Annotated in this window: 15 protein-coding genes; 9 read left to right on the top strand and 6 right to left on the bottom strand. The window is 36.5% G+C overall.

The features are described 5' to 3' along the window. Positions 1–27: 27 nt before the first annotated feature. Positions 28–540: a cupin domain-containing protein gene (locus GAB14E_RS0122995; RefSeq protein WP_052093682.1), complete on the top strand. Its 513-nt coding sequence runs from the start codon at positions 28–30 to the stop codon at positions 538–540. Positions 541–665: 125 nt separating this feature from the next. Here GAB14E_RS0122995 and GAB14E_RS11460 read toward each other — a convergent pair whose 3' ends face one another. The 3 genes from GAB14E_RS11460 to nhaD form a co-directional block, all read right to left on the bottom strand. Continuing rightward, positions 666–1,100, bottom strand: coding sequence for a hypothetical protein (locus GAB14E_RS11460; RefSeq protein WP_033082393.1), 435 nt, complete (start codon positions 1,098–1,100; stop codon positions 666–668). 796 nt (positions 1,101–1,896) lie between these two features. Next, positions 1,897–2,577 (bottom strand): substrate-binding periplasmic protein, encoded by a 681-nt coding sequence (locus tag GAB14E_RS11465; RefSeq protein ID WP_052093681.1) that lies wholly within the window; start codon positions 2,575–2,577, stop codon positions 1,897–1,899. Between the two features lie 315 nt (positions 2,578–2,892). Next, entirely contained in the window at positions 2,893–4,137 is a 1,245-nt protein-coding gene (gene nhaD, locus GAB14E_RS11470) for a sodium:proton antiporter NhaD (protein ID WP_033082392.1), read from the bottom strand. Between the two features lie 745 nt (positions 4,138–4,882). On the opposite strand from nhaD, the gene GAB14E_RS11475 reads away from it, so the two are divergent. Genes GAB14E_RS11475 through GAB14E_RS11485 form a run of 3 tightly spaced genes read left to right on the top strand, consistent with a single transcriptional unit; the run spans position 4,883 to position 7,404 of the window. Next, complete coding sequence (locus GAB14E_RS11475) at positions 4,883–5,068, top strand: DUF4266 domain-containing protein (RefSeq protein ID WP_052093691.1); 186 nt, start codon at positions 4,883–4,885, stop codon at positions 5,066–5,068. Beyond that, positions 5,068–6,444 (top strand): DUF3570 domain-containing protein, encoded by a 1,377-nt coding sequence (locus GAB14E_RS11480; RefSeq protein WP_081967810.1) that lies wholly within the window; start codon positions 5,068–5,070, stop codon positions 6,442–6,444. The genes GAB14E_RS11475 and GAB14E_RS11480 overlap by 1 nt, the downstream gene beginning before the upstream one ends. Before the next feature lie 42 nt (positions 6,445–6,486). Continuing rightward, positions 6,487–7,404, top strand: a complete 918-nt coding sequence (locus GAB14E_RS11485) for an FAD:protein FMN transferase (protein ID WP_033082391.1) — start codon at positions 6,487–6,489, stop codon at positions 7,402–7,404. Between the two features lie 125 nt (positions 7,405–7,529). Here the strand turns inward: GAB14E_RS11485 and GAB14E_RS11490 are convergent, their stop codons facing one another. The 3 genes from GAB14E_RS11490 to GAB14E_RS25305 form a co-directional block, all read right to left on the bottom strand. Beyond that, entirely contained in the window at positions 7,530–7,742 is a 213-nt protein-coding gene (locus tag GAB14E_RS11490) for an acetyltransferase (protein ID WP_033082390.1), read from the bottom strand. Between the two features lie 141 nt (positions 7,743–7,883). Beyond that, positions 7,884–8,186 carry a DUF3083 family protein gene (locus tag GAB14E_RS25310; protein ID WP_033082389.1) on the bottom strand — a complete coding sequence of 101 codons (303 nt, stop codon included), beginning with the start codon at positions 8,184–8,186 and terminating at the stop codon, positions 7,884–7,886. Continuing rightward, positions 8,179–8,448: a DUF3083 family protein gene (locus GAB14E_RS25305; RefSeq protein ID WP_033082388.1), complete on the bottom strand. Its 270-nt coding sequence runs from the start codon at positions 8,446–8,448 to the stop codon at positions 8,179–8,181. The genes GAB14E_RS25310 and GAB14E_RS25305 overlap by 8 nt, the downstream gene beginning before the upstream one ends. Before the next feature lie 247 nt (positions 8,449–8,695). Here GAB14E_RS25305 and GAB14E_RS11505 point away from each other — a divergent pair, with 247 nt between their 5' ends. From GAB14E_RS11505 to GAB14E_RS11525, 5 genes are all read left to right on the top strand, one after another. Continuing rightward, entirely contained in the window at positions 8,696–8,956 is a 261-nt protein-coding gene (locus GAB14E_RS11505) for a DUF5062 family protein (protein ID WP_033082387.1), read from the top strand. A gap of 269 nt (positions 8,957–9,225) precedes the next feature. Then, entirely contained in the window at positions 9,226–10,284 is a 1,059-nt protein-coding gene (aroG, locus tag GAB14E_RS11510) for a 3-deoxy-7-phosphoheptulonate synthase AroG (protein WP_033082386.1), read from the top strand. 66 nt (positions 10,285–10,350) lie between these two features. Further along, complete coding sequence (locus GAB14E_RS11515) at positions 10,351–11,397, top strand: AAA family ATPase (protein ID WP_052093680.1); 1,047 nt, start codon at positions 10,351–10,353, stop codon at positions 11,395–11,397. Positions 11,398–11,420: 23 nt separating this feature from the next. After that, entirely contained in the window at positions 11,421–12,443 is a 1,023-nt protein-coding gene (locus GAB14E_RS11520) for a DUF58 domain-containing protein (protein WP_033082385.1), read from the top strand. Beyond that, entirely contained in the window at positions 12,440–14,677 is a 2,238-nt protein-coding gene (locus tag GAB14E_RS11525; protein ID WP_033082384.1) for a transglutaminase TgpA family protein, read from the top strand. Before GAB14E_RS11520 ends, GAB14E_RS11525 begins: the two co-directional genes overlap by 4 nt. Positions 14,678–14,856: the final 179 nt, after the last annotated feature.

The raw sequence follows: 14,856 nt of genomic DNA, 5'->3' as shown, positions 1-14,856 counted from the left end.
ACAAATTTAATAAAGCAGGAGAAAACTATGGATAACAATTACACAAATATTGTGGTACGAAAGCCAGAAGACGGGATTCACATTGAGTCTATGGGTAATATTTATCGTTTTATTATGACCGGTGAAGAAACTGAGGGCCGTTTTTCATTAATGGAAGCACTTGTTAACCCCGGTGATGGTGGACCATTTCATCTGCACCATCGAGAAGATGAATCTTTCTTGATCACCAAAGGTGAAATGGTCTTTTATGATGGAAAAAATAGAATTGTGGCAACAACAGGCACTTTTGTGATGTGTCACCCTAGAAGCAAGCGTGCATTTCGTAATGAATCGAATACTCAAGTCAGAATGATTATTTTTTATACGCCACCAGGTATTGAAAAAATGATCGAGATGGAAGGTAAGGTTATAGACCCTAAATCCGAAATTATTCATTTAGTTAACCCTCAAAAAGTTGCATGTCCACAACTTTCTAAAGAATTTGGAATTGATGACTTTGATTCACCTTTACCAAACATAAGCATGATGGATCAATATTAGGGAACAGATAGGTCTGGATATGTAATAACATCAAAAAATAGGAGGAGTTAGAGATTTTTCCGCTTCAAGTGGTTTAAAGGTAAACCCTGCTAACAACCCGTTGTTTTTAGTCCTTCTTTAATGACTTATAAGCCCAGCCTACCTCTGTTTTTTACCAACTTTTTAGCTTTACCGTCTGCTGATAACCATAAAAGCTCAAATATATATATTGGACTAGTCAAAAACATACCAAAGACAAAGCTTTTATCAAGAATGGCAGGAAAATCAGGCTCAGTGAGCAGATTCATATAAAAAGCAATAACTCCCCAAAAGAGAATGAAATATGTATGAGCCCTGACAACCTGCATAGTCACCGCAGAATTATTAACCCTCATTATACGAAACTCTTTAAGCCTATTTAATCGTTTATTTCTAAAGTAACCTTTAAGAGGCTTAAGTACTGTATTTAATAGAAAGCCAAAAATTCGCTTAAGATACTTGTCGATATAAGGGCTAAGTTTAGGGATAACATAAGCTAATAAAGCTCCACCAATTAATCCATTTATTGTATTTTGATCCATTTACTCTCCATGATAATAATGGGCTTATAACAATTAAGCATTTATCTCTTGTCGAAGCATGAGAGATAAATGTCCTGTAGCCAATATGTTTTTTGTTTATTGAGTTATTTCAGTAGTAGGAAGGTGATTATCCATAAATTGCATTTTCAATAGCTTCCTTACTCTATTTTGCTCAACGTTATCAATCCAGTTTACCTTATCAGGGGCTTTATTCAAGACAAACGAATCCTCCAATATCGCTTTTTTCAGCGCATAATTAACACTTTAACCACTCAACTAGAACGTTCGAAACCGCACTAACTGCTTGTTGGGTAATATAATTCATATCAATACTATCTCAGCATTATGGCAACTAGGACATTCAGGTCCTATTTCATCTCTGTGTTCTAATTGAAAAGTGTCGCACTTGCATACAGTCAAGTAACTGTTGTCTGAGTGTTGTTATAACTTGCCTCCAAAAAGGATTGATGTAGCAAGTAAAGTTTGGCTGGAATGCAGAGATAATTCAGGGGCTGGCATTCCCCACGAAGCGCTTTAGTTCAACAGCTTATTAGACGACAAAATGTCATGTTTAAACATGACATTTTGTATTATTTCACGCAAACAGCTGTAAATACCGTTACCTGTATAAAAAGTCATTGTTACAATGAGTTAGTATTAGAGTAATTTGAACCATTAAATGAAATTTTTCACTTCAAAGATTATATAATGCACTAATGTACTATCTAACAAAATAGAAAGGGCGTTTCTTGGTGTCTCTTACTTACGTAATAAGGGAGTTAAAATAAAAATGAACTTACTGTGAGGGGATCATATTTCCTAAGTATCTATGTATTACTGCTTTGTCTTTTGCTTGGCTTTGGTACAGCAGGAATTGCTTATTAAATTCATTTCGTAGCTTCTTATCATGAAAGCCAACGTGTGCTTTAACTTCAGGGAACAACTGAAAGCTGTCAATCATGTCGACGTTAAAATCTGGTGTATTGTTTCGTTTTAGATACTCTTGTAAATAGTAATAAAAGATGTAGTAATCCAACACTACAACATCACACCTTGCTTTTATTAACATTTCTGGAAATTTTGACATGTCATGTAGCTCAGCATAGTTTTTGAATTTTGAAACTTTCACGAATTCGTCGCCAAAATAACCGGCAGCACCTTGGAAAGTCACTAACCTCAAACCGAGTAAATCTGAAATCGCTTTAAACATTAAGTGATCTTTTTTTAAACTAAATACAGTTGGGCGGTAAGATATGATAGGTACAGAGAAAAATAACTCATCGGTATCATGTTGAAAAAATGTCGGTAAAAACAAATCGGCTTGTTTATTCTCAACTTGTCGTTTGGTACGGTCTAATGGTGCAAAACCAAGCTTAACCGTATGACCCATTCGTTGTAATACCTCACGGGCTATATCTACATCAATACCGCTATTCGAGGCGGCAATCATATGTGGCGGTCCATCGTCAGTTAACATCAATAGTTCTTTAGCGACTAATGATGTGGGTACTATTGAGAATATCAATAAATAAATGAATTTATTAAACTTTAGGGTGTTTTTAAACATTCAGTTTTAATCTAAAAAGACTATAATTATGTCCATGATTTGCTGATAATTATAACACAAGCGGAAATATTAGATTCATTCTGTTGATTGTGCTTCGGATATTTCAACTTATGAGCCGTCATTTTATAAGATGAAGTCGATGTCAGTTTTTCAAATAAATGATCAAAGTCTAAGGTAGATAGCAGATTTATCCTGCTATCTACTATTCTATATCGGCCGATATTTTTAGCCAATTAGCCAATTAGCGGCGAAATACACCCCGATATAACCCACGGTATAAGCAATAATCAAATATAAAGCATTGCGTAAATAACTAATGAAATTCAATTCGTTAATTTTGCTCATGGCAATTATACCAGCGGCTGAGCCGATTACTAAAATGGAGCCACCGACCCCCGTGGCATAAGTTAGCATTAACCACTCGGTGACTTTCATATCAACACCAGATTTTAATAAGGCGGCGGTTAATGGTACGTTGTCAATTACCGATGACATAAAACCAACTAAATAGTTAACTACCATGGCTGGTAGGTATTGATAAAGATCAGTAAAGCCATTTAACACACCAATTTGTTTCAAAATACCCACAAGAAGTAGCACACCTAAAAAGAACAGTAACGCATCAAATTCTACTTCTCTAATATAGTGTAAAACATCTTGATTGTTTTTTTTCGGTAGATAGCTTGCCACTAAAAACATCACCGATAAGCCAAACAAAAAACTTAATACCGGTGGGATCTTAAACAATACATTGGCGAGTAAGGTACCTGAAATAGTTAATAAAAAAATAAGCGCAATAATAGTATCGGCTTTTTCAATTTTAATACGTATTTGCGCTAACTTAACCTCGCCACTGAGGTTTATTGATAATAAGCTTGCTAACGTTAATACGCCGATAAAAGAAGGTAAAATTAAGATAAGTAAGTTAGCAATAGTGACTTTATCTTCTAGAAATATCATTAGGGTAGTGACATCACCGGTAATAAGTGAAACACCGCCACTGTTAACGGCAAATATTATTAAAGTGGCGAACTTTAAGCGTTTTTTTACCTCTAATTGTAAGTTCATTACCACAGCGATAGAAACAAGCGTTGCCGTGACGTTATCGGCAAAAGAAGAGAAAACAAAGGCAAAAATGGCAATAACAAACATTAAACCACGTTCAGAAATAGCTGCAGGTAACACTCGTTGTACTAGAGCCGAGATAAAACCTTTGCTATTCAAATAAGCAACAAAAGTCATGGCTGACATAAGAAATAACCATAGAGTGGCAATTTCCAATAAATTTTCATTAAGCTGATGGCTTGTTTCACTGGGAATGTTTTGGTTAATTGGAAAAACAAATGCGAGGATCCAACAAAGAGTACCAAAAAAAAGTGTTGTTTTGGCTTTGTTAATATGGATGAAATCTTCGGTGATTATCATTAAAAAGCTGATGATAACTAGGGTGAGAATAACGGTATTAATCATAATAATTGACTGCTAAGAAATAAGAGCGTGTTATCACCATTTATATAATTAGTGATAACAGCGCTATAAATAAGAGGAAATACTAGCCTTTTAGCAATGTTTATTGCCGGCTTATGGTATTAGTTGCTGTGGTTAATAGAGTTAGCGTGCCTGGGCGGGCCACGATTACAGCAAGGTAAAATCTGAAGTTGAGGATTTTCTGCAGGGGAGTAGACAATGATTTTACTTGGGTTTCCAAGCTTAGCTAGATAAATGAAATTGCTTAAAGTAATGCTCGGTTCGTGGTTGTCTTCCGCCTCAACTTGGCAGTAAGAGCCTGTTGATATGTTAGTTTCTGATAAGCAAGTTTGAGCATAACTTGTACTTAAAAAGCAAAAGCATAATAAGAAATACAATAAAGCATGTGGCTTATTGATAGTCACTGTTAAGTAATTTATTTATTAATATCATCGCGGTGAAGTATATAGATAAGTCTTTCTTTAAGGAATAAATAACTTTGCGAATGCTCTTGAAGGTGATCAAGATGATAATCTCATATTAAAGTATCGCCATCGGGGCTTATTTGCAGGTAAAATGAATGAAGATGAAATTAAACAGTTAGTTAAGTACCCATTAAAAATTCATATGAATAAAAGCAACCGAGGTCATGATGAAAACGCGCCACTTCCCCTTAAATAAATTATTCTTGAAAAAGACTGTTCAATTCCACCAACCAAAATTTAAACTTACCTTACTAGCGGTTGTTATGACTAGCCTTAGTGGCTGTAGTAGTTTAGGTGTAGAGCCTTGGGAACGTGATTTATTAGCAAAAAAGGCAATGGCGTTAACATCTAGTCCCATTGATTCGGCTTTAGATGACCATATTTACTTTTCTAAAGAAGCATCCAGTGGCGGAAAAAGTTTTGGTGGTGGCGGTTGTGGGTGTAACTAATGAACAATAATAATGCCAAGGCGAAAAGTACTAAGTTGAATAATCCTAGGTTGAAAAATACAGAGGGAAATAGTACTAAAAAAATAAATATCAAAGCAGCATTATCTTTAGCAACAAGTGCCTTACTGGGCACGAGTGTTGTTGCCTCATGCGCAACGCAGGCACAAGACGTTGACGAGTGGCAATTTGATAGCGCTTTTCTGCTTTACTCAGAAGTTGACAGAGTTAGTGCCAGTGAAGCTATCATTGCGGGCACAAAAACTTTTGCTAATGATGAAGTTCTAACTTTAAAACTAACTATTGATGCCTTAACTGGCGCATCAGCCAACGGTGCTGTTGCTCAGCCTAATGCGCAAACATTTACTCGTCCTTCAGGCAATGGTCAGTATGTTACAGCCGCAGGTGAAACACCCCTTGATGATACCTTTAAGGATACCCGTGTTCAGCTTAATGGCCAGTGGACACAACCATTGACGGAGAATATCACCGGTAGTGCTGGCGGGCATTTATCAAAAGAGTATGATTATTTATCTTTAGGCATTAATGGTAATTTAGCTTATGACTTTAATCGAAAAAATTCGACTATTTCGATGGGTTTAAGTTTTTTTCAAGATACCTTTACCCCTGAAGGAGGCATTCCAAAGCCACTTTCATCCATGTTAGTTGGCGATTCTAGTGCGTCAGATTGGGATACTGAATTTGCGAAAACAAGGGTAGGGGACAGCGAAAATAAAAGTACGGCTGATGTGCTGGTTGGTTTTAGCCAAGTGATAAACAGGCGCATGATCACTGCATTTAATTATTCTTATTCAATGGTTGATGGCTATTTAACTGACCCATTTAAGGTTGTCAGTGTTTTAAATAACGATGGCATGGCACAGGATTATATTTATGAAAATCGTCCTGATTCACGGATAAAGCAGAGTACTTTTATGCAAGCTAAATATCATTTTGATGATAGCTTGCTTAACACTATTGCCGATGTCTCGTATCGTTATATGTGGGACGACTGGGGCATTAGCTCTCATACTATTGATACTCGCTTTGCTATCCCTGTTGGCCGAACAAGTTATATTGAACCACATATTAGATTTTACCAGCAAAGTGCTGCGAATTTTTACCAGCCTTATATTATTGTACAGCAAGAAAAAACAGTTTTTGTTAGTGCAGACTATCGAATTGGTGAGATGACTTCGGTTACTGTTGGGGCAAAATATGGTATGACACTTAATGGTGGTAATGAACTATCATTCAGGCTTGAATATTACCGACAAATGCCAACAAGTTCCGGCTTTACAGAGCCAGAGGCATTACAAACACAAAATATCTATCCTGTTGTTGAGGCGATTATTGCCCAAGTGAGTTATTCATTTTAGCCGATAATTATCTACTGACCTTGAGTTGTTTTTGACATCAATATGCATAAAACACGTTCGGTTCAAATAGAGCATAAAAAGCATGGCCATAACATTAATTTTAATGCTATGGCCAGTCCATGCGAAGTGATAATTCAAACACAAAACAAAAGTTTAGCTAAAAAAGTTGCTCAATGTGTTAGTAATGAAGTTTGGCGGATTGAAGACAAGTACAGTCGTTATGACAGCTTAAGTATTTGTGGCCAAATAAATAGCAGTGAAGGCCAGAAAAATGCAATCGATGAAGAAACTTATTTATTGCTTAATTTTGCAGAACAATGTTATCAATTAAGTGATGGACTGTTTGACATTACCTCAGGTGTACTAAGAAAAGTGTGGGCTTTTGATAGCCTAAGCGGTGAGTGTAAAAACTTCCCTAGTGCAACAGAAGTTAAAAAACAGGCTAAGTTAGTGGATTGGACAAAAGTTATTTATGATCAACAAAGTATAACCTTACCACAATACATGGAATTAGATTTTGGTGGCATAGGTAAAGAATATGCCGTTGACCGCTGCATATTATTAGCAAAACTGTTAACTGATGAGCCTATTTTGGTCAATTTAGGTGGAGATATAGCAGTCACCGGGCCAAGACATAATAAGCAAGCATGGCAGGTAGCGATTGAAAACCCTGAAAGTGATGTACTTGACCAACCGCAAGATATGGTTGTTGCCCTTAAACAAGGGGCATTGGCCACCAGCGGGGATTCTAGGCGATACCTAATGAAAGACGGGGTTCGTTATGGTCATGTATTAAATGCGAAAACAGGTTGGCCAATAATAGATGCGCCACGGTCCATTACCGCGGTAGCGCCACAATGTATTCAAGCAGGGATTTTAGCAACCCTAGCACTTTTACAAGGAGAATATGCCGAACAGTTTTTGACTGAACAAGAGGTGATTTATTGGGCGAGAAGGTGATATTTCAATAAAAGCGATGGCATGTCAAATAATGAGACCAGAAAAGGTAGGGCTACCTTTTCCTTGGACTATCAATAACTCGACCTATAAAACGCTCAATAACATCATCAATTAATAGCACTAGCTTATTTTCGGACTCGGTAATTTGGATCAGTCCAACAGCGGGGTAGGTCTTCGCCGGATAAAAAAGTTAATTCTGCTTTTGCAAACTCTTGAGGGTCTTGCACCTCTTCGCCCACTTGATAGCAACCTAGCACTTTATCATGATACAAATTAGTTAAATCTTGAATAGTATCAACATCAACCATATCACCATTTTTTCTATTTTTTAAAAACATACTAACCTCAGAAAGCGTAAGCCATGTGCTTATTAGTATAACCCTTAATATCATTGATGACGGGAAAAACACTTGGAAATATAAGAAATTGCAGGATAGATTGTTACAAAAAAGCAGTTAACATTTAATGGAGATTAAATATTAACTGCTAATAAGTAAGTACAGGGTATTACTCAAAGTGTTACTAAGCCCAGCATAAGCAAGTTGAAAACCCACATGTTGATGTAATCTAACCATCATTTCTTCTTGCTTAGCGACTACATCAAATTTTTTAGAAAATGCACGTAACGCTAGTTCTATTTCATTAACAAACTTACCGTAACCATGACTGCTTTTATCTAACTCACTGGCAACAAAAATAAGCTGCACACTGTCTACTAATTTAGCCAAATTCCACTTACAGGTATAACCACAGCTTGTATGTTGTGGATTATAACTAAGCATTAATAGCACCATTAAAAAAAGTGTTACGGCTAGTGTGGTATTTCGGGTTATATAAAAATAGTACTTGTTGTTTCGTTTGGGCAGTAAATTTATCAGGACTAAAGCGTACACGAGAAAATTTATCATTGGCAATAAATTGTGCGCTTTCAAGTGAAAATTTATCGTTAATGGCAAAAAACTTATCAACAAGATACTGATAGAGCTTTTCAAATGGGGTTTCACTGTTTTGTTCAATAAGGCTCTGATATTGGCATAGTTCCACCTGATATTAGTCAATGAATAAACAAGTTTATGACGGTAATTATGCGAGGCTTTTAAAAGGCCTTTATGATGTAAATCAATAGAATTGTCAGCAAAGAGATGAAAGTTGTAATTCTTTGTTTGTTAATAGTTTATTGGTTGATTATTGTTCAGGCCAAAGGCAACCGGTAGCCATATTTTAAGCTTGTGTTCCAAGGTCTTTTAACGCATGGTAATAGCTATTAACAAAGCAAATAGGTCAATACTTGATGAAAAAATTAAAAAATGAAGCTGAATTACTAAAAAAAGCATTAACGATTGGTGAAAAATATGCAGTTAATCGTGGTTACAGTGCTTTTGCGGCTACTAATTCAGCCAAGGATAAAATAGAAAGCCTTTATCGATTATTGGTCAGCGATAAGCTTATTCAACCATTAGCGGTTGATAATGAAGATCAGCCGAACATGAAACATAAACTGGCACTTTGGATAGCAAAACAACTTCCTGAAGGCCATGCCTTGCTTAAGTAATCGCTATGCATTAGCTGATTTGTGAGGTATTAGAATAAACATTCTAATAAATGCAGTTTATCGTCAACTTTTCGTGGCATTAGCCCAGTAACACTGCTAGATTGTCGATGGGATTCTAATTAGGAATTAATAATAAGGTACAAAAGTTAATTTACTTAGTTCAAAACAAAGACTAAAAGTAAAACGAATATAACTTTGTACCGTTAACATTCATGTAAGTAATAAATACTCATGAATAAGCAACGAAATAGCAGTGAAGAGAGCCAACTATGTACCAAACTGACGATGTACGCATCAATAAAATAAAAGACTTATTACCACCAATCGCCTTATTGGAGCGATTTCCTGCGTCAGAGCAAGCAACCAAATCAGTGGTTTCCGGCAGAACTGCTATTCACAATATCTTAAAGGGTAAAGATGACCGCTTACTTGTGGTTATTGGTCCTTGTTCTATCCATGACCCTGAAGCAGCACTTGAGTATGGTCAGCGTTTAGTTAAATTACGTGAACAGTACAAAAATAGTTTAGAAATTGTTATGCGAGTGTATTTCGAGAAACCGCGTACCACTGTTGGTTGGAAAGGTTTGATCAACGACCCTTATATGGATAACAGCTTTAAACTAAATGATGGTTTACGTTTAGGTCGTAAGTTATTAGTAGAGTTAAATGATCTAGGTTTACCAACTGCGGGTGAATTCTTAGATATGATCACCCCACAATACATGGCTGATCTTATGTGCTGGGGAGCAATCGGTGCTCGCACTACTGAGTCACAAGTTCACCGTGAATTAGCGTCAGGCCTTTCATGTCCGGTAGGCTTTAAAAATGGTACTGATGGCACTATCAAGATTGCCATCGATGCCATAGGCTCTGCGGCGGCATCACATCACTTTTTATCGGTAACAAAATTTGGTCATGCTGCAATTGTTGAAACCACAGGTAATAGTGATTGCCATATCATCTTACGTGGCGGTAAAACGACAAATTTCGATGCAAAAAGTGTTAATGCTGTGACTGAGCAATTAACGAGCTCTGAGTTGAACACCAAGGTGATGATTGATTTTAGTCATGCCAATTCAAACAAAAAATTTGAAAATCAAATGTTGGTTTCTACAGATGTAAGCGGACAAGTCAGTCAAGGTAACCATAATATCTTTGGTGTTATGGTTGAAAGCCACTTAGTTGAAGGTAATCAAAGCTTGGTCAATGGTAAAGCTGAAGTTTATGGACAAAGTATTACTGATGCCTGTATTGGCTGGCCAGATACTGAACAATTATTAAGTCAATTAAATGAAGCTGTTGTTAACCGCCGAAATATTAAAGGCTAGCAATTCCCTTTAGTGTCAATTCATGATAAAACGTCTAATTAACTCTTTAAAATTAGACGTTTTTTTATGCCGCAAACGCCGCCAGTTATCGATAAAATTCAAGCCAGTCAACAGTCCATCACTGCCATTTTAAATAAAATTGAATCCGTAGTATTAGGTAAACCCAAAGAGTGTCGATTAGCACTTGCCTGTTTACTTGCCCAAGGCCACTTATTAATAGAAGATTTACCTGGTATGGGTAAAACTACCTTGGCCCATGTGTTAGCAACTACACTGGGTTTAAGTTATCAGCGTACTCAGTTTACCAATGATTTATTACCGGCTGATGTGGTCGGTTTTTCAATTTTTGATAATGCAAAAAATGCTTTTGAACTTCACAAAGGCCCTATTTTTAATCAAGTAGTGCTTGCTGATGAAATTAACCGAGCAAGTCCTAAAACACAAAGTGCACTGTTGGAAGCTATGGCTGAGCAGCAAGTGAGTATTGATGGGGTTACCCATGAGTTACCGATGCCATTTTTTGTCATTGCTACGCAGAATCCTCTATTTCACGCAGGGACCTATCCACTACCAGAATCACAACTGGATCGTTTTATGATGCGTTTATCTCTAGGTTTTCCTGACTTAAAAGCAGAGAAACAGATTTTATTATCTACAACTCAGCGAGCATCCCAGAACAAAGGGAAGAGCAAGACGGATAATGAACCAGTTATTACTGAAGAACAGCTTATTGCCATGCAAGAAGCTGTTATCGGAGTGAATGTATCCAATGACGTCATAGAATATATTATCGCTTTAAGTCACGTAAGTAGACGCGCTTATAGCAACAACTTTGGCCAAAGACATAATAATGGAGCGGATGAGGTTGAAATCAGTTGTAAGCCGCTATCACCCAGAGCAACAAAAGCATTATTACAAGCAGCAAAAGCCATGGCTTTTATTAATAATCGTGATTATGTTTTACCTGATGATGTACAAGCTGTATTTTATGTGGTCTGCCAGCATAGGCTTGAAATGCAACCTAGCCAACAACTCGATGCCAATCAAAGTGCTTCTTCTGTTGCCCAGCAGATACTAAATTGTGTTGATGTACTAAATCCCCTTGGTTATTAAGCCGATTGGCAACGGATAAAATTATGGCGACAACTTCAGGACTTTCATTGGCTAAATGGATTAGAAAATTTTTTCAAAAAAACTTTGAACGTTGGCTTGCTCGACGGATCCCAAGCCAATCTGAACATCAACTAAACAGTCGTAATATCATGATTTACCCAACTCGATTTGGCTTGGCGTACCTAGGTTTTGTGATATTGGTTTTTTTATTAGGTACTAACTATCAAAATAATATTATTTTATTGCTTAGCTACTTACTGGCCAGTTTGTTTATTAGTGTCATGCTGCATAGCTTTTATAATTTTTCACAATTACGTTTTTATAGTCGAGCTAAACAACAAGGTTATGCTGAAGAGCCCTTAAATTTTTCTATTAAAATAATGGCTAAAAAAAATCATTATGATATTAATGTCCACTTTAGCGATCGCACGTTAAACAGCCAAATAGTCACTTTACTGCATTGCAAACAGGGTGAGCAAGAATTAACACTCGCCTATAAATCATCAAAGCGTGGACGGCACAATTTAGGAAGGATAACCATTTATAGTGAGTACTGCCTCGGAATTTTTAAAAGTAAAACAGTGTTAAATTTTGGCCACTACGCCATCATCTATCCTAAAGCGAAGAGTTTAATTGCTGGTCAATATCAATTGTCTTCAAGCCACGATGAAGCCAGTATGGAAAGCTTTCAAAGTAGCAATATTGTAGGTACCGACGATTTTTCTGAATTAAAGAGCTTTGTTAGAGGTGAATCGAGAGCAAGAACCGCATGGAAACAATTAGCAAAAGGGCAAGGGCACTTCTCAAAACATTATCAAGCAAGCACAAGTCAATTGCAGTGGTTAAAATTAAGCGAGATGCCCAGTAACAACTTAGAAATACAGTTGGCTTATTTAAGTTTTCTTATTGGTGAACTATCAACTACAAATCAAAATTTTGGTTTGGATCTTTCTGCTGAAACAGCTAATAAAGCAATGAATATCCAGCCTAACTCTGGCTTTAAGCACCAACAAGAGTGTTTAACTGCCTTGGCTTTATATTCATGAGTTTTTTTAACAATAAAACTAAACAGCTAGCGTCAGCTACTCTTTTAAAAGAGAAAGGCAAAGGTAAGCGTAAAATTAAAAGCAGAGGCAATAATGTCAGTAAATTTTCTTTAAGTAGAAAAAATGCATGGCTGTTATGGTTATGCCAATGTTTAAATATTGCTGTTATTGCATTAGAGCTAAGTACCTGGATGTTAGCTATTATTTCTTTATCACTGGTATGGCAGGCACTTTTACTTCATCAAAGCAGGAACAGTGTAAGGCCCATCAATCAACAAAATATTGAGAACTTGCAAAGTAATTCTCAAGGTAGGCGGCATAAAGAGCAACAAGTAACTAATATATCGCCAATGATATTGGGATTTATAGCGTTACTGGGCTGCTTAGCCATTATTTTAACAGCCAAGGAAGTTGGTATACTTGTGAGTATGCTGCATTTATTATGTTTATCTTATGTGCTTAAAGCCTTCGAATTAAGAAAGCGTAGTGATTTTTATCAACTCCTGCTACTGGGTCTATTTGTCTTAGCGGCATCACTCATTTTTCGACAAGATTTATTCTTTACTCTAATAATTGTTGCCTTACTGGTGCTAAATTTAGCGGTATTAATGCAGTATTTTTCATTCGAAAAAACTTTTGCGACGGATATTAAAGTGGTTGTTACCTTGCTTAGTCAAAGTACTATTTTGGCGGTAGTACTTTTTTTAATTTTTCCTCGGTTATCACCTTTTTGGCAAGTGCCTTTAGCAAAGTCGGCAGAAACTGGTTTATCGGACACAGTCAAACCTGGCGATATAGCCAACTTAACTCGTTCAACTAAATTAGCTTTTAGAGCCGACTTTGGTCAACAAAAAATACCTGCTTATTCACAGCTATATTGGCGTGCAATGGTGTTAGAAGACTACGATGGCAGGCAATGGACAAGGCAAAATAACGCGACAAACAATAAAAATCAGGGGCAGCAAACTAATATCGTTGGTTTTGATGCCAGTGAAACTGAAGTTTTACCGTTGAATTATCAAGTCACTGTAGCGCCTAGTTTCCAAAAGTATTTATTTGCCTTAGCGCCAGCAGTAATTGCAGGCGATAAAAGTGCTGTTAAAGCTCAGGCAGGATTCACATTCAATAGCTCAACAATTATCACTCAGACTAAGTCTTATCAATTAACCAGTTATTTAACGGCGCCGTTATCACTGAAATTATCGAAGCATAGTAGACAAATTAATTTAAATTACCCCCAGGGCAGTAATCCAAGGCTTGAGCAATTAGCACTGCAATTACAACATAATTATGTTGATATAGAAGCGAGAGCAAAAGCAGTATTAACGCTGATAAACAAAGAAAATTATGCTTATACGTTACAGCCACCATTACTTGATAATAACAGTCTTGATCAGTTCTTTTTTGATACCCAAGCGGGATTTTGTGTACATTATGCCAGTGCTTTTACCTTCTTAATGCGTGCTTCGGGCATTCCATCGCGTATGGTTACGGGGTATTTAGGCGGCGAATTTAATGGTGTTAACAATAATGGTAATTTAGTTAACAAAGGGCATTTAAGTATTTATCAATATGATGCCCATGCTTGGTCTGAAATATGGGTGGCCAATAAAGGTTGGTTACGTATTGATCCTACCAGTGCTGTTGACCCCCAACGGGTAGAATCTGGCTGGTCATCACAGCTACTGCAACAGCAATCGACACTTAATAATGACTTTTTTAGCTTATATCGGATGAAAAATACAGCTTGGCTAAATACTTTGCGCTTACAATTAGATGCCCTTGATTATCAATGGACACGCTGGGTGATAGGTTTTAGCACCAAGCAGCAATATAACTTATTTAAAAACTTGTTTGGCGAGATGCTTTCGTGGAAATTAGCGTTAATAATGGCTAGTGCATTAGTCTTGAGCATGAGCATTTTAATGTTATTTTTGCACTTGTTAAATAGTACTAAGCGAAAACAGCTACCATTAGCTAAATGGCAACAAATCTATCACAAAGCCATTACTAAGTTAGCAAAGCAGGGCATAAATAAGCCTGTCGCCATGACTGTAAATGATTTTTCTAAGCAGGTAAGGCAACAATGTCCAGAGTTAGCCATTGTATTTACTCGTTTAAGCGCTAGTTATAATCAATTATGCTACCAAACGTTATCGTTAAGTGAACAAGAAAAACTTACCTTAACAATGAAGCAACAATATCAACATTTTATCCATCTATTGAAAAATTAGAGATAAAATATTTATCTCTCCTTTATTCATAAAATTGAAACAATTAGCGGTTACTTTACTAAGTAGTGAATTAAAGCCACTTGTTCAATGGCAATATTTTTCCTAAATTTAACTTAAGGCCAAGGAAATATTTAAGTGAGTATTTATGCTAAAAACTTGGCAGTTTGTTTCATCAATTA

Source organism: Colwellia psychrerythraea (assembly GCF_000764185.1).
Taxonomy (GTDB): domain Bacteria; phylum Pseudomonadota; class Gammaproteobacteria; order Enterobacterales; family Alteromonadaceae; genus Colwellia; species Colwellia psychrerythraea_B.
Note: the sequence above shows the minus strand (reverse complement) of the source record. Positions and strands in the feature narration are given on the sequence as shown.